Here is an 18,297-nt window from a genome sequence, read left to right as displayed (position 1 = left end):
CTTACTACGGCTGTATGCCCGTACTGGAGGGATCTTCGTGACACGCAGGACAGTGCGCATCGCCATGAACGGCGTCACGGGGCGCATGGGATACCGGCAACACCTGGTGCGTTCGATCCTCGCGATCCGCGAGCAGGGCGGCCTGGACCTCGGTGGCGGCGAGGTGCTCTGGCCCGAACCCGTCCTCGTCGGCCGCCGCGCCCACGCCCTGGAGGAGCTGGCGGCCCGCCACGGCCTCACCGAGTGGTCGACGGACCTGGACGCGGTGCTCGCGGACGACACGGTCGACATCTACTTCGACGCGCAGGTCACCTCGGCCCGGGTGGAGGCGATCAAGAAGGCGATAGCGGCGGGCAAGCACATCTATACGGAGAAGCCCACGGCGACCGACACCGCGGGCGCTCTCGATCTGGCCCGCCTCGCCCGGGATGCGGGCATCAAGCACGGCGTGGTCCAGGACAAGATCTTCCTGCCGGGCCTGCTGAAGCTGAAGCGCCTGCTGGACGGCGGCTTCTTCGGCGAAGTCCTCTCCGTCCGGGGCGAGTTCGGCTACTGGGTCTTCGAGGGCGACTGGCAGGAGGCCCAACGCCCCTCGTGGAACTACCGCGCGGAGGACGGCGGCGGCATCGTCGTGGACATGTTCCCGCACTGGGAGTACGTGCTCCATGAGCTGTTCGGCCGGGTCACCTCCGTAACGGCCCATGTGCAGACGCACGTTCCGCGGCGCTGGGACGAGCACGGCAAGCCGTACGCGGCGACCGCCGACGACGCCGCGTACGGGATCTTCCAACTGGCGGGCGGGGCGGTCGCGCAGATCAACTCCTCCTGGACGGTACGGGTGAACCGCGACGAGCTGGTGGAGTTCCAGGTGGACGGTACGCACGGCTCCGCCGTGGCGGGCCTGCGCAACTGCCGCGTACAGCACCGTTCTTCGACCCCCAAGCCGGTCTGGAACCCGGACCTCCCGGTCACGGAGCCGTTCCGCGACCAGTGGCAGGAGATCCCGGACAACCAGGAGTTCGACAACGGCTTCAAGGCGCAGTGGGAGCTGTTCCTGCGCCATGTGACGCTGGACGAGCCGTACACCTGGGACCTGCTGGCCGGTGCGCGGGGCGTCCAACTCGCGGAACTGGGCCTGAAGTCGTCCGCCGAGGGCCGCCGCTTCGAGGTCCCGGAGCTGACGCTGTGACGGCTCCCCTGTCCCTGCCCGGCGGCCCGTACACCCCGCGCGCCACCCCGCTGGACCTGCCTCCGGGAGGGGCGGCCCTCACCTCCCGTACGGTCTTCTCGGCGGCCCATGTGGTGGCGGACCCGTACGCGGACATCAGCCCGGACGGTCCGGCGGCCGTCGACTGGGAGTCCACGCTCGCCTTCCGCCGCCACCTCTGGGCGCACGGCCTGGGTGTGGCCGAGGCGATGGACACGGCACAGCGGGGGATGGGCCTGGACTGGGCGGGCGCGGCCGAACTGATCCGCCGGTCGGCGGCGGAGGCGAAGGCGGTGGGCGGACGGATCGCGTGCGGGGTGGGCACGGACCAGCTGCCGCAGACCGGCGAACCGACGTTGCTGGAGGTCAGGTCGGCGTACGAGGAGCAACTGGCTCTGGCCGAGGCCAACGGCGTACAACCGATCCTGATGGCATCGCGCGCACTGGTGAGGGCGGCGCGGGGCCCGGAGGACTACCTCGCCACCTACGCCCACCTCCTGCGTCAGGCTTCCGGGCCGGTGATCCTGCACTGGCTGGGCCCGATGTTCGACCCGGCGCTGGAGGGCAACTGGGGCAGCCCCGACCTCGACGAGGCGACGGACACGTTCCTGAAGGTCATCGCCGAACACCCGGACAAGGTGGACGGCGTCAAGATCTCCCTCCTGGACGCGGACCGCGAGATCGACGTACGCCGCCGCCTCCCGGCCGGGGTGCGCTGCTACACGGGCGACGACTTCCACTACCCGGAGCTGATCGCGGGCGACGAACGGAGCTTCAGCCACGCGCTGTTGGGCATTTTCGACCCACTCGGCCCCCTGGCGGCACACGCGGTACGCGTACTCGACACGGGTGATGTGGACGGCTTCCGGGCCCTCCTCGACCCCACGGTCGAACTCTCCCGCCATCTCTTCCAGCCTCCCACCCGTTTCTACAAGACGGGCGTGGTGTTCCTGGCCTGGCTGGCGGGCCATCAGGATCACTTCACGATGGCGGGCGGCCTCCAGTCGGCGCGCTCGCTGCCGCACCTGTCGAAGGCGTACGAACTGGCGGACGGATTGGGCCTGTTCCCGGACCCGGACCGGGCGGCACACCGTATGCGAGCGCTCCTGGCGGTCCACGGAGGAACACGATGAACGAATCCCTCAAGCGATCGCTTGCCCGCCTCTCGCTCAACCAGGAGACCATCAAGCAGTGGTCGCTCCCGGAGTTGGCGGAGGGCTGCGCCAAGGCGGGCATCAATATGGTCGGCCTGTGGCGGGCGCCGGTGCAGGCGTACGGCGTGGAGCGCACGGCAAGGCTCCTCTCGGACGCGGGCCTCACCGTCACCAGCCTCTGCCGGGGCGGCTTCTTCACGGCCCTGGACCCCGCCGAACGGGCCCGCGCCCTGGACGACAACCGCCGGGCGATCGACGAGGCGGCGGCCCTCGCCACGGACACCCTGGTGCTGGTCTCCGGCGGACTCCCGCCCGGCAGCCGCGACTTGTCCGGGGCTCGGGAACGGGTGGCGGACGCACTGGCCGAACTCGCCCCGTACGCAGGCGAACACGGCGTACGCCTGGCCATCGAACCGCTGCACCCGATGTTCGCCGCGGACCGCTGCGTGGTCTCGACCCTCGCCCAGGCCCTGGACCTCGCGGAACGCTTCCCGGCCGAGCAGGTGGGGGTGGTCGTCGACACATACCACGTCTGGTGGGACGACCGGGCCCCCGCCGAGATCGCCCGCGCGGGGGCGGGCGGCCGCATCCACGCCTTCCAGTTGGCGGACTGGATCACCCCGCTCCCGGCGGGCGTGCTGCTGGGCCGGGGCCAACTGGGCGACGGAAGCGTGGATTTCCGCGCGTTCCGTACGGAGGTGGAGGCGGCGGGCTTCACGGGCCCGATCGAGGTGGAGATCTTCAACGAGGCGCTGTGGGCCCGGGACGGGGCGGAGGTGCTGGCCGAGGTGGTGGAGCGCTATGTGCAACACGCCTGCTGAGGCCCCTGATCGAGCCTGATGGTAAAGAGATCGCAAAGGGCTGCAACCTTTGCGTACCCTCCCGGGTCACACATGGCGTCGGGACTTCCGGGGAGGGGTCCGGGGGGAACGGGAAGACCCGACGGGGGGACAGCGAGGGGGGTCCGGCCGCGAGGCCGGGCCCCATTCCGCTTTCCGGGGAGCTGAGGGGGAACGGGCCGGCCGGGGCCGACCGAGGCATGCCGCCCAGCCCCGGCCACCCCCCTCGGATCACATCACAGCGCGAGCATGACCCGCGCCGGGACACCGGCGTCCGCGAGCGGCCGCAGCGCCAGCCGGATCAGCGGCAGCGGGTTGTCGTCGCCCGCGATGCGGTTGGCGCTGAGTTCGCCGCACATCAGGCAGTGATGGATGAGCACCCACTCCCCGTCCCGCCGCACCGACAGACTCAGCGCCGCCATGCGCCCACCGCACCCCGCCGCCCGGTCACCCGGTACCCGCCGGTCCACGTGCAGGCTGACCAGGCAGGACGGGCAGTGGTTGCGGTGGGCGGTCCCCGGCGCCACCACCGACACGTCGAGCCGGCAGCCGACGCACCGGAACGCGCCCCCGTGCGACCCGCCCGGCCCGTGAAGGACGTCTTTGGCCCGCTGGGGGCGCCGCTGCCCGGTCCGCCGGGGCCCACGCCGCGTCACAGGTCACCGAAGGCTTCGAGCGGGAAGGGCGGCTGAGCCAGGGGGCGCACGGCCATGCGCATCAGGATCAGCTGGTTGTCGTCGCCGCAGACGGGGTTCGAGGTCAGCTCGTCGCAACGGGTGCAGCGATGGACGACCATCCACGCCCCGGTACGCAGCACCGCGATGGAGATCGGCGCCATCCGGCCCTCGCAGTCGGAGGGCCCGCCCTCGACGTGGTCGACGAGGTGCTGGGAGTGCAGGCAGCTCGGGCAGTGGTTGCGCCGACTGCCGTCGGGCGCGTACGCCGCGACGGTCAGCCCGCAGCGGACGCAGGTGAAGATGGAGAGGGAAGAGGGCATGGCTGAGCGGTGCTTGGGGTTGTCGTATGACACCCGGATACTCCTTGCCGAAGGTGAGGAACGAAAGCAGCAGGGAAGTACCGAGCACCCCTCGCGTCGGGGGCGTGGGTGGCGAGTCAGCAGACGGCGAACGTACGGCTGCGCGTACGGCTGCACCTGCGGTCAGGCCCGCTCGCCCCGGCGCCGTGGGCGCGACGAGGGAGGCTCGGAATCACTGGCCGGGGCATACATCAACTGCTTTCCAGGGCACACGGCCCAGAGGTCACCTGCGGTCGGCACCGCGGCGGAGGTGCGAGCACCGTAACAACAGGCGGGGAAGCCGGACCACCGAATTACCCTCGGCCCGGCCAGCACGTTCGAGCCGTCCCCGCCCCGGGCGTCTTCGTCGCCCTGAGGGTGGGCATCGAACAGCCGGGCCGGCCCTTCCTTGTCCGATGCGTTGAGGAACCGTACGCACTCCTAAAGGAAACGGTCCTCATCCGCCAGACCGGGTTTCGCGGACGCGACCCCACCCCGCCTGCGCGGGGACCGCAGCTCGGGATGGCTGGTGAGCGGACCGACCTCCGGAACACCCCCACCTGGGCGGGGACCACTGGGTGACGTCGGTCATCGGCTCCTGGTGTTCTGGAGCGCTTGGTGGCCGCGATGGCCGCGATGGGTGGGCTGGGCAACGATGCTGTGGGCGGTGGCGTACGCCGCCTTCGGCTTGGTGTGCGCGCTGAGCGGGACCCCATTGCTCCACGACGGCGGTGACTCAGGGGCTTCCGGGTTGGAGTGGGCGGTCGTGGCGGTGGGTGTGATGGCGACGCTGGTCAGCGGGGCGGTGGTGCGGTACGGGCTGCGGCCAGAGCTACGGGTGCTGCTCTGGGTGACCTGCGGGCTGGCCGGGATCACCGCGTTCAGTCTGCTGATGGACGTGGTCACGCTGATGTTCGGCCAGGGAGTGGACGGCCGGGCTTCCGCTGCGAACAAGGTCCTGGCGGCGGTCGGGGCGGTCCTGCTCGCGGCCACGGCCCGGTCCGACCGTCTGCCCGCTGGTACCGCCCTACGAACACCGTCCTCCGCACCGAAGCTCGTCCAACTCGCTGCCTGGGCAGGGACGCTGGCCTTTGTCCCGTACGCGGCAATGAAGCTGATCTGGGCGTCCGGCGGCACGTTCGCGGGTATGGCCGGCGAGGAGATGCTCGCGGTCTCGGAGCGGAACGGCGCCTCGGGGATTTTCCTTGCCCTGGAGTCCTGGGGCCTGGACCCCACCGTACTGCTGGCCACACTCGGTGTCTTCCTGCTCTGGGGCCTGGTTCGCCCGTGGGGGCAGGTCTTCCCGCGCTGGACCCTGTTCCTTCGCGGCCGACGTGTGCCGCGCTGGCTCCCGCTCGCCCCGGCTCTGCTCGGCGCCGCCACACTCGCCCTGTACGGCGTTGTCGGGGTCGGATACTTGGCCCTGGCCACGGTCGGCCCGGTGACGATGCGGCGCGGCGACTTCCACTCCTCGGGCGATGCGCTGCTGGTCGCCTGGATCGGGATTGTGGCCTTCGCCGTCTATGGCATCGCCCTGACCATCGCGGCCCGCTCGTACTGGCTTCGGACCCGTCCCAACGCCGGATGATCAGTCAACACGGAGTAACCGTCCGCGGCCAGCGGATCCCCTGTCGACTGGCCGTCCACGGAGGATTTCAACTGGCCGCCAACACGCAGGGTCCACGATGAAGTGGCTCGCGTACCGCCGGTGCTGCACGCAAGACCCTCGCCTGCACGGAGACTGTGCGCAGTCAGAACACATCCCTGTTCCAGCGATCTTGGAGGAGGCTCGTCAGTGCGTGGCGATGCCACTCCCGGCCGGTCGCATCCCCCGCCACCGGCCTTGGCCGATGTCATGCCGCTCTTGGGGCTTCTCGTGATTGCCGGGGCCATTGCAGCGAGTGCCTGATCCGCTTCCTCAGACGCTGTTTCGCGAAAGGGCTCGCCCTCTAGTTGGTCTGTCCGGCCTCGTCGACGATGCCGGAGTCGATGAGGGCGACGGAGGTGACGACGGTGCCGGCCTTACCCCAGGCGTTGTCCTCCACGAGGACCGTGCGCTCGCCCAGAAGTCGGACCGTGCTCTTGTCGAAGATCCACTCGGTGCGTTCGCCGTCGTGTGTCCGGGCGACAGCGATCCCGTGCCGGCCTGCCGCGTCCACGGCGTCAGGGACGACATCGACACCGGGAATGAGAGCGGCGGCCCGGTAGAGAGCCGCAGTGGTGTCGGGGGGAGCCGCCCCGCTGCGCAGAAGGTCTCCGATCGTGACGAAGGCTTCCTGGTGCGGTCCCGTCGTGGAGTCGGAACCGGCACCGTGATGGTCCTCGGCGTCGTCGCTGATCCCCTTCAGCAGAGCCTCGGGGTCGGTCGGCAGCGCGTCCAGGAACGTGTAGGTCGGAGAGTTCAGGCTGCCTCGGCCCGGAGTTCCCGGCAGCAGGACATTGCGGCCGTTCTTGCGTTGCAGCGTCCGTTCACTGCCGTCGACCGAGGTCCACTGCTCCATGTCCTCGTCCTCGCGCAGGAGTTCCATCTCGTCTGCCTCGGTCTCGGACAGCACCGACGTATGGCCGACCACCTTGACGTACGTGTACTGGCCGGAACGGATCTTCGTCTGCGGCGTCGCGGCTGCGGCCAGGGCCGCTTTCTCCAGCAACTGGACCGACGCTGCGGAGGCCGGTTGCACGGTGCGGGGAGTATCCGGTGATCCGGAGCCGAGGCTGAAAACGACAAGGGACGCTCCAGCAGCCACTGCGGTGCCCAGCGCCAAACCCCAACGCCTTCTCGCCCGAAGGGCTGGGTGGAAAGAACGGGACCGCGTCTGCCGATCGACCTCGCTCAGGAAGTGAGCACGGCGAGCTTCCACTTGTCCAGGTGCTGGCTCCGGGCAGGGAGGGGGAGGCAGAGTCCTGCTCGCCTGCTCACGTTCGGATTGTTCCCGCTGTTCCGGATTCATCGTGTATTTCTCCTGAGGAGTGTGCGGGCCGTGCCCATCCCGCTCTGCGATATGTGTCCGCTGCCGGTCCGCGGTTCCGCAGTATGGGGATCTGCTCCAAGCTCCTCCTGGACGAGCGTGCGCAGCTTCTGTCTCGCTCGTGAGAGCCGGGAGCGTACGGTGCCCACGGGAAGCCTCAACGCCTCAGCGGCCGCCGCATATCCCAGGTCGGACCAGACGACCAGGGAGAAGACCTCGCGCTCACTCCGCCTCAGGCGTTGGATCGCTCTCGCCGCAGCGGCCAGCCGCTGAGCGTCGGCCATCTGCCCGACCACCTCGTCCGAAAAGTCAGGCATCGCTTCAGGCGGCGGCAGACGGGACATCGCCTCCCGATGCCGACGTGCGGCCCGGGCGGTGTTGCGCATCACGTTGGTCGCGATTCCCAACAGCCACGCACGTACGCTCCTGACCTCATCGCGCAGCTTGCCCCGAAGCCGCCAAGCCTCCAGAAAGGTGAGCGACATGATGTCTTCGGACAGGGCCCAGTCACCCGTCGTCCGGATCGCATGGGCATAGACGACGCGCGCATGCTCGTCAAAGATCTCGGCGAACGCCGCCCGATCGCCGGATCGGACTCGTTCATGCAAGGAGAAGTCCACAACGACAAGTGTCCGCACAGGTGCATCGGTTCCACTTCTTGGCCGTCGAATCGCGATCGACCACCACCCAGGGCGATGATCAAGGCGATGAACCGTCGCGGCCTGACCCGGAACTGGGGCCCGCTGCTGAAGGAGCTGACCCACGCTACGCGTCGTAGAGGCCCCGGCCTGTGCACCCGTTGCTCTGAACGCACGAGGTTGTTGTCGGATACGTCGGCGCATTGGGTGATGGCCGCTCGCCGACCGTTCAACGCAGTTGGCGGTACCGTGGCTTAGCTGCTCACGGAGCGTCTGCGCGCGGAACAAGGTCAGCACCTTCGCCGAGCTAGTGCGTGGGACGGGGGACCTGAGAACAGCCGACGTCGGGTGCGGGCCCGGACACCTGGCGGCTAGGCTGGACGACGGAACACCCCCGCCTGCGCGGGGACTACGTTGACCCGCGAGTCAGTAGCGGTATCGAGCTGGAACACCCCCGCCTGCGCGGGGACCAACACGAGATCGTCACCTGGAAATCAGGATCGCGCGGGAAGCAAGCACGTCCAACGGGGAGAACAACAAGACATGCGTACGCCGACGCGCGCGGTCCCGGCGGTACTGGCCGCCATAGCACTGACGATGACACTGACAGCCTGCAGCGACGCCTTCTCCATCGCGGGAAAGGGCGACGGGACCGCAGCCTCCGGCTCGCCCGACGACGACCGGAAGACCTTCCGCCTGGGCGATCCCAGCCCTCCGCAGGACAGCATGAAGACGGACTCGGACGGCGCCACGTACACGGTCACGCCCACCAAGGTCGTGACCGGCACGTCGGCCGATGTCGACAACTCGGGCCTCGACAAGAGCAAACTTCCGGGCCCCAGGGTCCCCGTCCACGTCTGGTCCACGCTGACCCACAAGAGCGGCAAGCCGATGCGGGTCGGTGACATGGACGGCGACCTGGTCATCAGGACGGACCGCGACGACCGCACCAAGGCGCTGCTTGTCATGTGGGGCGACGTGACATGGCCGGACTGCCCGGAGCCGGACTCGGAGAAGCGGGTGCGCAAGGGCGGGTCGGAGACGATCTGTACGACCTTCCTGATCACCCGGGGCGAGAAGCCAGCGGCGGTCGAGCTGGAGCAGGGCTTCCACAGCGAACCGCTGGAGTGGCCGGTGGCGGGCTGACCTCACCGGGGCGGAACGACGAGCACGCCACATCCTGAAGGAGTTTGACGTCAGGAGAATCGGAGTCAGTGCCCCGGGGTGATATCCGGCAACGGCCGCCCCGGGGTGCTCTCCCGCAGGGTGGGCAGCTCCATCGGCGAGGGGTCCGGGGCGAGGAGCCGGGCGTGATGCGTCTGACCGACCGAGCCAACTGGTGGGCCCCGGGCCGCTGGCCGCCCGCCACCGCCGCTGGGGCATCACGGAGTCCTCTGACCCCGCCGTCCCCAGCCTCTCGGCCGACGGGCCCCTCCCGCTCTCCCACTCACCAACGCCTGCTCCCTGAGGGGCTGGAGCGGGATCGGGAGCGGGTGCTCGGCGGTGAGATGGTCGGTGTCCATGTGGCCTTCGTCGCCTCCTCCGGACGCACGGAAGCCCCTGCCGACATCGGTCAGGGGCTTGGGCGAGCACATACGTACGGTGGTGGCAGCGGTGCGACGCGGCGGGCGGGCTCCGGTTCGGCCGTGGTGCGGGCCCCGGCCGTAGCGGTGGCCGGGACCCGCGGTGGGGATCGTCAGGAGACGTTCCACTGCCCGGTCTGATTGGCGAATCCGCTGCTCAGCGCGAATTGCACCGAGACGACCTTTGATGCCTTCGGCACCTCGAAGACGATCCACCCGAGGACCTTCTCGCCCGGCGGGACGTTGGCGTCCGACGTCATCGAGGGGCCGTCGGCGACGTCCGCGAACGTCGCCGGGAACCGCTGGCCGTCCGCGTCGGCAACCTGCGCCCCGTTCGAGGGGCTGTCGACGTACGGCTTCTTCCCGGTGTTGGTCAGCTCGAACTGGGCGGCCACCCAGCGCTTCCCGTCTGCCGGGCTGAAGAACTCATCGGCGGACTTGGCGTTGTCGACCCACTTCTTCAGAACGGCGTCGACCTTCTCGCCCTCGTTGCCCTTCAGGGCGATGGTGTCGCCGACCTTCGCGGCCTTGGACGACTCCTGTGCCTCTTCCTCGGTGGGTTCGGCGTTCTTGGGCTTCTCAGCGGCGCCGGTTTTGGTGGGTTCGGTGGTGATCTCGTCGTCGGTGCATCCCGTGGCGGTGAGCAGCAGCCCGGCTGCGGCAATGGCGGCGATGATCGTACGGCGCATGGTGGCCCCCCTTGGTGCGGTTCTTAAGGGATCATCATGTCGTATAGGTGTGTGCTACGTGTGGGGTTTGTGGGGATTGTGTTTCTGCTGTTGCTGATCGGTGGTGAGATCGGTAGGTGCGCGCTCGCTGGGGAGTCGAGGCAGTCGGCGTACGGCAGGGCACGTGGTGCGAAGCTCGGCTTCCGCGGGAGCGGGGAGCCGGCTCACGATCGGTGGGCGTCTGTGGGTGTTCCTGGGGCCACGCGGAACACCCCTGCTCGCGCGAGGACCACGCCGCGAGGACCGGGCCCGCGAACGGCGGCTGCGGAACATCCCCACCTGCGCGGGGACCACTCGGGAAATAAGGCGGCGCCCATCCCACGTACGGAACACCCCCGCTCGCGCGGGGACCACAACGAGTAGTTCTGCTGGGTGTTCTTCTGGTCCGGAACACCCCCGCCTGCGCGGGGACCGCACCCAGATCGACGTGCTCGGCGGCGAGTGGGACGGAACACCCCCGCCTGCGCGGGGACCACGACGCGGCCCGCATCGCCAGCTACACCCAGGTCGGAACACCCCCGCCTGCGCGGGGACCACCTGCCGTGCTCGTTGATCAGTTTCACGAGCACCGGAACACCCCCGCTCGCGCGGGGACCACCCCAGGGCAGAGCACGGATTTCGGACTACGAGCGGAACACCCCCGCTCGCGCGGGGACCACACCCGGGCCAAGGGAACGCCGGTGGAGCCGGGCGGAACACCCCCGCTCGCGCGGGGACCACTCGGCCTCCTCGGCCATCGGCTGTTCGAGGTACGGAACACCCCCGCTCGCGCGGGGACCACTCTTCCTGACCTGTGGCTTTATAGGGGCTTTGCCAGTTCTTGACTCATGGGGGCGTCGTTCACCCCTACATGGTGGCAGAGAGCGGAAACAGTCAGGGCTGCCGCGGGCTCGCGATGCCGAGTGGGCCGCGTCCATCGGCTTCCGCAAGGCGCCACGGGGAAGGTGTGCGCCGCCGAGGGGGCCGCATTTTTCAGTCAGCGGCCCCCCGCCCCGTCCGCTCGCCCGACCCTGAAGCGTGGCGCTGTGCAGCGTCAATTTGGGGAATCTGTACGGGTGAAGGATCAGCCGATCGCGGCCGCGCGCCACATCGGCCGGTCATACGATGGGTCTCCGTACCGACCCTGGGAGCCTCTGTGTCGGATCACATCCCGGACCGTCCGCCGAAGACCCCGCCCCCGCCGAAGCGCCCGATCTCGCCGCCGCGCCCCGAGAGGAGCCTTGCAGGACCGGCTCGTGACCGGATGCTGGTGTAGAACCGGCGGTCGGTGGCCGGGGGCCGGTCAACTGGCCGCTGAACGAAGGTGCTTGTTCGGCTACCGTCGGATCCGCACCTCGATCAAGGCCGAGTCCCGCTGGGAAACGCTCGGTGCGGGCCTCCTGGTCGCCTAGTCCGGATCGAGGTCCGAGCAGCCGTTCCGGCCGGGCAGGCAACGTACAAGCGCAGGTCGTACGGGGGTGAGCAGCCCGCGAGAGGTGGCTGACCGGCACGCGAGCGGGCCCCCGGCTGATCCGGGGACCCGCGATGCCCCTACCTCTGCCTGCCGTTCACGCCTGACGCAACGCAGAGCGGCCCGCGTAGCGTGCGGTGTCGCCCAACTCCTCCTCGATCCGGATCATTTGGTTGTACTTTGCCGTGCGGTCGGACCGGGAGAGCGAGCCGGTCTTGATCTGGCCGCAGCCGGTCGCCACTGCCAGGTCCGCGATGGTGGTGTCCTCCGTCTCGCCCGATCGGTGCGACATGACGGCCGTCCAGCCCGCCTGGTGGGCCGTGGCCACCGTGGCCAGCGCCTCGGTCAGGGTCCCGATCTGGTTGACCTTGACCAGGACCGAGTTGCCCACGCCCGTACGGATGCCCTCGCGCAGCAGCGTCTCGTTGGTGCAGAACACGTCGTCGCCGGTGAGCTGGCAGCGGTCGCCGACGCGGGCGGTCAGCTCGCGCCAGCCGTCCAGGTCGTCTTCCGCCATCGGGTCCTCGATGGAGAGGACCGGGTACGCGTCGATGAGCTTGGCCAGGTAGTCGGCGTTCTCGGAGGGGGTACGGCGTACTCCCTCGCCCGCGTAGTCGTACACCCCGTCGCGGAAGAACTCCGACGACGCCGGGTCCATGATCAGGCCGATGTCCGTGCCGGGGCGATAGCCGGTCCGCTCGATGGCGGCCATCACGAAGTCGAGCGCCTCCTCGGCGGTACGCAGTGCGGGCGCGAAGCCGCCCTCGTCGCCGACGCCCGTGGAGTGCCCGGCGGCCAGCAGATCGCGGCGCAGGGTGTGGAAGACCTCGCTGCCCATACGTACGGCTTCGGCGAAGGTGTCCGCACCCACGGGTGCGATCATGAACTCCTGGAAGTCCAGCGGATTGTCGGCGTGGGCGCCACCGTTGACGATGTTCATCATCGGCAGCGGCAGGAGGCGGGCGTCGGCGCCGCCGAGGTAGCGGTAGAGGGGCTGGCGGTGGGCCGCCGCCGCGGCCTTGGCGGCGGCGAGGGAGACGCCGAGGATCGCGTTGGCGCCGAGCCGGGACTTCGTGGCGGTGCCGTCGAGGGCGACCAGTGCGGCATCGAGCCCCGCCTGATCCGCCGCGTCCCGGCCGCGTACGGACGCTGCGATCTCCCCGTTGACGTGCGCAACCGCGCGGTCGACGCCCTTGCCGTGCCAGTGCGCGGAGTCTCCGTCGCGCAGTTCCACGGCCTCCCGGGCGCCGGTCGAGGCGCCGGAGGGAACGGCCGCGCGCCCCAGGGGGCCGTCCGTCAGGACGACGTCGACCTCGACCGTGGGATTGCCCCGGCTGTCGATGATCCGGCGGGCGGTGACGGTCTCGATGGTGGCGTCGATGGTTCCGACTGCCTTGGTGGACATGGGAGTTCCTTCCCGTTGTCATGTGCCGTGGCCCCGGCTGCGACAGCGCTGGCGCTGGCCCCGGCAACCAAAACCATACAGCAAGACTGCTTAGTTTTGCTGCGCAGCTTTGCTGTGTAGATCAGGGGCGCAAACAAGGCTGACCAGCGCGGTAAAGTGCCCTATGCCCACCCCGGAAGCCGCCGCCATCGCCGCCGAACTGCGCACCGCGATGGGCAAGCTCACCCGACGCGTCACCCACGAGGACCGCATCCCGCTGGGCCAGGTCGCCGTGCTCGGCGTACTCGACCGCGACGGCGCCATGACCACCAGCGACCTCGCCGCCGATCAGCGCGTACGCCCCCAGTCGATGGCCCGGGCGGTGGGGCTCCTCATGGAACAGAACCTCATCACGCGCCGCGCTCACCCCACGGACGGCCGCAAGTCCCTGGTCGAACTGTCGGACGCGGGCCGCGCCGCGCTCGAAGCGGAGCGCGGCCGCAGGGTCGGCTGGCTCGCCCAGGCCATCGAGGCCGAACTCACGGACGAGGAGCGGGCACTGCTGGCCCGGAGTGCCGCCCTGCTGGAACGCCTCGCCACGCGTTAGCGCCCCAACAGGACGGGCAACGTTCGCTTCGCCGCGACGCCCGGCACGCGCGAACGTCGTCTGTCGACACCGCCACGGCTTCCCTTCCAGCCTCGTACGTGATGGCGGAGACGGGCTCATTCCCCTCCCTCCTGGAGCTGATGCAGCTCGGCGAACGGCCCACCCTGGTGCAGGAGTTGTGCGTACGTACCGGACTCCACGACCGTTCCGCCGCTCATGACGACGACCTTGTCCGCGACGCGGGCGTTGGCGAGGCGGTGCGTGATGAAGAGGGCTGCCCGGCCTTCCGAGAGGGCGCGCAACCGGCTGAGGACCTGGTGCTCGGCGCGGGCATCGAGCGCGGCCGTCGGCTCGTCCAGTACGAGGACCGGGGCGTCGCGGTGGAAGGCGCGGGCGACGGCGATGCGCTGCCACTGCCCGCCGGACAGGTCGTATCCGCCCCACCAGGACCGGGCGAGGGATGTGTCGAGTCCGTCGGGCAGGGCCCTCAGTACGGAGTCCGCGCCGGCGAGTTCGGCGGCCCTGTGCACGGCCGCGTCGCCGTCTGCCCGGGGTTGCCCGAGGGTGCTGTTCTCCCGGGCGGCGAGCGGCCAGCGGGTGTAGTCCTGCGGCACCATCCCGGTGGACGCCCAGAGGGTGTCGGGGGCGAGGTCGGCCAGGTGCTCGCCGTCCCAGGTGAGCGTCCCGGCCGTGGGGAGGTACAGGCCGGTCAGCAGTTTCGCCAGGGTCGTCTTGCCGGAGCCGTTCTCGCCGACGAGGGCGATGACCTGCCCGCGCTCCAGGTCGAGGTCGACGTTGCGTACGGCGGGGCCCGTCCTGCCGGGGTAGGTGAAGGACAAGTCGCGGGCCTGGATGACGCGCGGTCCGGCGGCCGGGGCCGGAGCGGTGCCGCGCCGCATGGCCCACGTTCCGGCCTGGGCGAGGAAGCGGGACCAGTCGGTGATGTAGAAGCTGGTGGCGAACAGACGGGCGGAGGACAGGACGCTGCCGGTTAACGCCGCGTTCGCGGTCCGGACTACGAGGACGGTGGTGGCCGCGGTCGCGATGTCCACCCGATCGGTGAGCGCGAGGTACAGAACGCCCGCCCATACGGCGACCACGGCGAGCGCGGCGAGGAGGTCCCCTGCCCCCTGGGTGAGCGCGGCGCGGCGGGAGGCGGTGATCTGCTCGGTCTCCAGACGGCCGGAGATGATCCGGTACTGCTCCAGCAGGAATCCGCCCATGGTGGCCGAACGGAGCTCGGCGGCCGTGCCGCGGTCGGTCGTGTACTGGGCCAAGACGCGGCGCAGGCGGGTGTCGGCGAGATTGCGGTGGGCCGCCTCGTGGTCGAGCCGGGCGGCGCGAACGGCTCCCCACGCCCGGGGGAAGACCGCGAGGAGCGCGAGCGGGAGCAGCAGGGCGTTGAGGGTGGCCACGACGATCAGCGCGGCGAGGAGCTGCGCGGCGGCGGAGACGAGGGTCTGCGCTCCGCTGATCAGGTCGGGCATCTTCTCGGCGCCCTGGGTGGCGGCGAAGCGACGGTCCTCGAACGCGGGGTCCTCGTAGGCGCTGAGCTCGGCTCCGGTGGACGCGGCGATGGCGGCAAGGTCGGCTTCGCGGTTGACCTTCGGCGCCAGCCGGGCGGCAAGGAACCGGGCAGCGGCGTCGGCCACGTAGCTGCCCGCCGCGGTGGCGGAGACGAGGATCAGGAAGGGCAGCGCCTGGTCCAGCCGCTGGGCGGAGTGCCCTCGGCGAGCAGGACGGCCAGCAGGCTCGACGTGGCACGCAGGGCGAGCGCGGTGAGCAGCGCGCAGGCCACGGCGGAGAGAGCCAGGGCGAGGGTGGCTTTCCGGTCCGCTTTCCAGCTCAGCGTCCAGGCCCGGCGCAGGGTCGCGGGGAGCTGCCGGGCGATGGAGCGGGTGCTGATACGGGAGCCGACGGCGGCGCGGCCGTCCTCCTGGAGGCGCATTACGGGCGGGGCACCGGGCGCCTGGTTGGGCGCGGGCGCCGGGGTGGTGGCGGGGGCTGCTGTGGTGGTGGGGGTCACGCCCCTATTGGCGGGGCGTGACCCATACCCGTTCAACTGCATTGCGTTGTCCGGGGCGGGTCAGCCCTGTTCACACCCGATACTCGTCAACTTCGCGATATTGGATTCACTGCACGGTGAGGTGGGTCTTGGTTGGGCCGGAGGCTTTACACCCCCGCGTGCGCGGGGCACCCGCAATAGTCGACCGCGACGAATTCCGGGTCCGGGACACCCCCGCGCGCGGGGACCACTCCCAGCTCGGGTTGCCGTTGCCGCCCCACCGAGGATCACCCCCGCGTGTGCGGGGACCGTTCCATCTCGATCCAGAGATCGGCCAGGAAGCCGGGACCATCCCTTGTAGTAGTTGACCCACCCCCAGCCGACGGGACCATCCACGCGGGTGCGAGGACCACGCGACTCCGGCGAGGCCGGTGGCGGCGTGACCGCCCCCGCGTGCGCGGGGACCACCCGGCCAAGGTCAGTCGGAGCCAGCGTCGCGAGGGACCACCCCCGCGTGCGCGGGGACCACTGTTCGTGACCTGTGGGTTTATGTGAGCGGAGGGCTGTTTTTACTCACTTCTTGAGAAACGGGCATATCGCTCCAGTGGCGCGAACGGGCTGCGCTCGGTGCTGTGCATGTCGGAAGTGATTCTGCCCTTGCCGGCCGTGAAGGACGTCTCACTTCTCCGAGATGGCAAGGGCGTCGCCGTCTGGCCCGGAGTGTGGTGGAGGTTGCTGGTCCGTGTACGCGCACCAGTTCCCCCAGCCGGGCACCGTCGGCTGGCCCATCGGCTGTGGGTCTCACACGGGTTTGAGGAGGTCGCGGAGGTTGGCCATGCGTGCCTTGATGTCGGCGGCTTTGGCGGCTTCGGCGGGCTGGATCGGGTCGTTGTCGGCTTCGGCTCGGTGGGTGGTGTGGCAGGGGCGGCAGAGGCCGTCGGGGAGGGCTTCTGGTTGGCCGGGTCGGCCGCAGTCGGTGCATTCGATGAGGATGCGGCGGGCTGAGGCTGGGGCGGGGGTGGCGGGTGAGGTGTTCTGGGTGGGGAGCCGGGGCGGCATTTTGTCGGTGAGGCGGCGGCGGACGAAGCCCACGGGGCAGTCGACCTTGGCGGGGAGTCCTGCGGTCAGCGCGCTGGTCAGGTAGTCGACGCTCACGCCCCGGGTGAGCCATTCGGCGGCCTGGGCTTCCAGGGCGGTGCAGTCGTCTTCGGAGAGGGCGAGGCGGTCGTCCTTGCGGCCGAGGTGGGCCAGAGCGAGGTAGGCGGGGGAGAGCGAGGTGGCGAGTTTTGGGGGTGCGGTGAACGGGGCCGGGAGCGGGGCGCGTTGATGCGGTACGGCGCTGGGGGCCGGGCTCTGCGGAGCGGTGGCAGGCGCTTGTTCTGTACCGGGGCTCTCCGGCGGTGCGGGTGGCGGTTCCTCGGTCGGGGCCCAGGGCGGCGGCGGGGGAGTGGTATCGGGGGCCGGGACGTGGGGGACGTGGGGTGCGGGGCCCACGGGCTCGGGGGTGTTCTCGGTGGCGAGGTAGGTGTTCCACCACTCGTTGTCGTGTGCGGTGCGGGACCAGAAGGTGCGGAAGACCCAGCGTGTCTCTTCGCCCGTGCCGACGGCGCATCGTACGCGTCGGAGGTGTCCGGCGACGGAGAGGGCGTTGAGGGCGGTGGAGATGGCCTGCTGTCCGTAGAGCGGGAGCTGCTTGGCCAGCTGCTTGACGCTCATGGCCGCGCCTTCGGGGAGGTGGTCGACGAACCCGGCGACGTACCGCTCGCGCGTAGGCAGGAGGTCGAAGTCGTCGCGCGTACGGGGGCGTTGGCCGGGTACGGAGCGTTTGCCGTACCCGGGCTTGGCCATCGGGTACGCGGCGGAGGGTGCGGGAGCGAGCAGGGCAGAGCTAATGTGCTGGTTAGCCACGGGATCGTCCTTCTGCTTTGCGATCTTGCGGTCAGACCCCGGCCTGGTGCTTGCTACACCGTGTCGGGGTCGCTTGGTTCTCGAACCGTAAGCAGTCGTGACGCTCCGCCGCAAGCTGTCACGATTAGTCATACTTCCTGGCCGTGACGGGGTAGGGAGGTAGGGAGGTTTTCCCAACCCCCTTCTTCTACCTACCGGTTAAAGAAGAGGCTCGAATCCCGGATCCCGCATCCCGACGCCCGAGTCCCGGGACCCGAGCTTCGGGCCGGGCGTACATCTACGCTCCCCGAAAGGGTGAACCGGTTACCCCGAGCCCCGAATCCCGGAACCCGAGCTTCGAGACTCGACCCCGATCGCGCTTTACGGCAGCTCACTTGGAGGGTCGAACCCCGACTGTGCGGGGAGCGCGTCGTACCGGCCGTCTGCCCGAGGATGCCCGCCGGAACATCCCCGCTCGCGCGGGGACCGCCGCTGGACGGCCTTTCCCCCGACCTTGGTGACCGGAACACCCCGCCTGTGCGGGACCGCTTCACGATCGAAGCGGCAGGCTGGTCGTCGTACGGAACCCCCGCCTGCGCGGGGACCACGGGAAGGTCGTGCCGACGGGCGCCGCATACGCCGGAACACCCCCGCCTGCGCGGGGACCACTCTTTCTGACCTGCGGGTTTATAGGGGCTTTGCCAGTCCTTGACCATCGTGTGCGGCGCTCACGGCTACATGGTGACAGAGGAGGCGCTGTCGGTGCCCGTCAATGCGACGGGCCGCGCAAGCCGCCGCATTCGTACCCCCTGAGTGCCGAAGGTCGCGCCG

Annotated in this window: 15 protein-coding genes and 1 pseudogene; 7 read left to right on the top strand and 9 right to left on the bottom strand. The window is 70.0% G+C overall.

The genetic code is table 11. From position 1 onward, the window contains the following. The first annotated feature begins 37 nt into the window (after nucleotides 1–37). Genes ACFW9Z_RS26915 through ACFW9Z_RS26905 form a run of 3 tightly spaced genes read left to right on the top strand, consistent with a single transcriptional unit; the run spans nucleotide 38 to nucleotide 3,182 of the window. Nucleotides 38–1,189, top strand: coding sequence for a Gfo/Idh/MocA family protein (locus ACFW9Z_RS26915; RefSeq protein WP_384645139.1), 1,152 nt, complete (start codon nucleotides 38–40; stop codon nucleotides 1,187–1,189). After that, complete coding sequence (locus ACFW9Z_RS26910) at nucleotides 1,186–2,340, top strand: dihydrodipicolinate synthase family protein (protein WP_384645138.1); 1,155 nt, start codon at nucleotides 1,186–1,188, stop codon at nucleotides 2,338–2,340. The genes ACFW9Z_RS26915 and ACFW9Z_RS26910 overlap by 4 nt, the downstream gene beginning before the upstream one ends. Next, nucleotides 2,337–3,182: a sugar phosphate isomerase/epimerase family protein gene (locus ACFW9Z_RS26905; RefSeq protein WP_384645137.1), complete on the top strand. Its 846-nt coding sequence runs from the start codon at nucleotides 2,337–2,339 to the stop codon at nucleotides 3,180–3,182. Before ACFW9Z_RS26910 ends, ACFW9Z_RS26905 begins: the two co-directional genes overlap by 4 nt. A 254-nt stretch (nucleotides 3,183–3,436) precedes the next feature. Here the strand turns inward: ACFW9Z_RS26905 and ACFW9Z_RS26900 are convergent, their stop codons facing one another. Then, entirely contained in the window at nucleotides 3,437–3,856 is a 420-nt protein-coding gene (locus ACFW9Z_RS26900; RefSeq protein ID WP_384645136.1) for an RNHCP domain-containing protein, read from the bottom strand. After that, complete coding sequence (locus ACFW9Z_RS26895) at nucleotides 3,853–4,197, bottom strand: RNHCP domain-containing protein (protein WP_384645225.1); 345 nt, start codon at nucleotides 4,195–4,197, stop codon at nucleotides 3,853–3,855. The genes ACFW9Z_RS26900 and ACFW9Z_RS26895 overlap by 4 nt, the downstream gene beginning before the upstream one ends. A gap of 658 nt (nucleotides 4,198–4,855) precedes the next feature. Between ACFW9Z_RS26895 and ACFW9Z_RS26890 the strand changes: the two genes are divergently transcribed. Further along, entirely contained in the window at nucleotides 4,856–5,803 is a 948-nt protein-coding gene (locus tag ACFW9Z_RS26890) for a hypothetical protein (protein ID WP_384645135.1), read from the top strand. Between the two features lie 361 nt (nucleotides 5,804–6,164). Here ACFW9Z_RS26890 and ACFW9Z_RS26885 read toward each other — a convergent pair whose 3' ends face one another. After that, nucleotides 6,165–7,166, bottom strand: a complete 1,002-nt coding sequence (locus ACFW9Z_RS26885) for a CU044_5270 family protein (protein ID WP_384645134.1) — start codon at nucleotides 7,164–7,166, stop codon at nucleotides 6,165–6,167. Beyond that, the gene (locus ACFW9Z_RS26880; protein WP_384645133.1) at nucleotides 7,163–7,804 is read right to left on the bottom strand and encodes an RNA polymerase sigma factor; all 642 of its coding nucleotides are present in this window, start codon (nucleotides 7,802–7,804) and stop codon (nucleotides 7,163–7,165) included. Before ACFW9Z_RS26880 ends, ACFW9Z_RS26885 begins: the two co-directional genes overlap by 4 nt. Nucleotides 7,805–8,111: 307 nt before the next feature. Between ACFW9Z_RS26880 and ACFW9Z_RS26875 the strand changes: the two are divergent. Continuing rightward, nucleotides 8,112–8,207 (top strand): annotated as a pseudogene (locus ACFW9Z_RS26875) (SAM-dependent methyltransferase); the annotation flags it as partial. 158 nt (nucleotides 8,208–8,365) lie between these two features. Continuing rightward, nucleotides 8,366–8,968, top strand: a complete 603-nt coding sequence (locus ACFW9Z_RS26870) for a hypothetical protein (protein ID WP_384645132.1) — start codon at nucleotides 8,366–8,368, stop codon at nucleotides 8,966–8,968. A 550-nt stretch (nucleotides 8,969–9,518) separates the two neighbouring features. On the opposite strand, the gene ACFW9Z_RS26865 is transcribed toward ACFW9Z_RS26870, so the two are convergent. Together ACFW9Z_RS26865 and eno are read right to left on the bottom strand one after the other, a co-directional pair. Beyond that, nucleotides 9,519–10,094, bottom strand: a complete 576-nt coding sequence (locus ACFW9Z_RS26865; protein WP_384645131.1) for a DUF4352 domain-containing protein — start codon at nucleotides 10,092–10,094, stop codon at nucleotides 9,519–9,521. A 1,586-nt stretch (nucleotides 10,095–11,680) separates the two neighbouring features. After that, a complete protein-coding gene (gene eno / locus ACFW9Z_RS26860; protein ID WP_384645130.1) occupies nucleotides 11,681–12,988 on the bottom strand; it encodes a phosphopyruvate hydratase in 1,308 nt (435 codons plus the stop codon). A 163-nt stretch (nucleotides 12,989–13,151) separates the two neighbouring features. Between eno and ACFW9Z_RS26855 the strand changes: the two genes are divergently transcribed. Then, nucleotides 13,152–13,574 (top strand): MarR family winged helix-turn-helix transcriptional regulator, encoded by a 423-nt coding sequence (locus ACFW9Z_RS26855; protein WP_384645129.1) that lies wholly within the window; start codon nucleotides 13,152–13,154, stop codon nucleotides 13,572–13,574. Between the two features lie 116 nt (nucleotides 13,575–13,690). On the opposite strand, the gene ACFW9Z_RS26850 is transcribed toward ACFW9Z_RS26855, so the two are convergent. The 3 genes from ACFW9Z_RS26850 to ACFW9Z_RS26840 form a co-directional block, all read right to left on the bottom strand. Continuing rightward, on the bottom strand, nucleotides 13,691–15,226 hold the full coding sequence (locus tag ACFW9Z_RS26850) for an ABC transporter ATP-binding protein (protein WP_384645128.1): 1,536 nt from the start codon (nucleotides 15,224–15,226) through the stop codon (nucleotides 13,691–13,693). A gap of 32 nt (nucleotides 15,227–15,258) precedes the next feature. Further along, a complete protein-coding gene (locus tag ACFW9Z_RS26845) occupies nucleotides 15,259–15,600 on the bottom strand; it encodes a hypothetical protein (RefSeq protein WP_384645127.1) in 342 nt (113 codons plus the stop codon). A gap of 780 nt (nucleotides 15,601–16,380) precedes the next feature. Further along, entirely contained in the window at nucleotides 16,381–17,487 is a 1,107-nt protein-coding gene (locus tag ACFW9Z_RS26840; protein ID WP_384645126.1) for a MarR family transcriptional regulator, read from the bottom strand. Nucleotides 17,488–18,297: the final 810 nt, after the last annotated feature.

It is taken from the genome of Streptomyces sp. NPDC059452, assembly GCF_042750035.1.
Classification (GTDB): Bacteria; Actinomycetota; Actinomycetes; order Streptomycetales; family Streptomycetaceae; genus Streptomyces.
The sequence above is the reverse complement of the archived record's forward strand: the minus strand, read 5'-3'. Positions and strand labels throughout refer to the sequence as shown.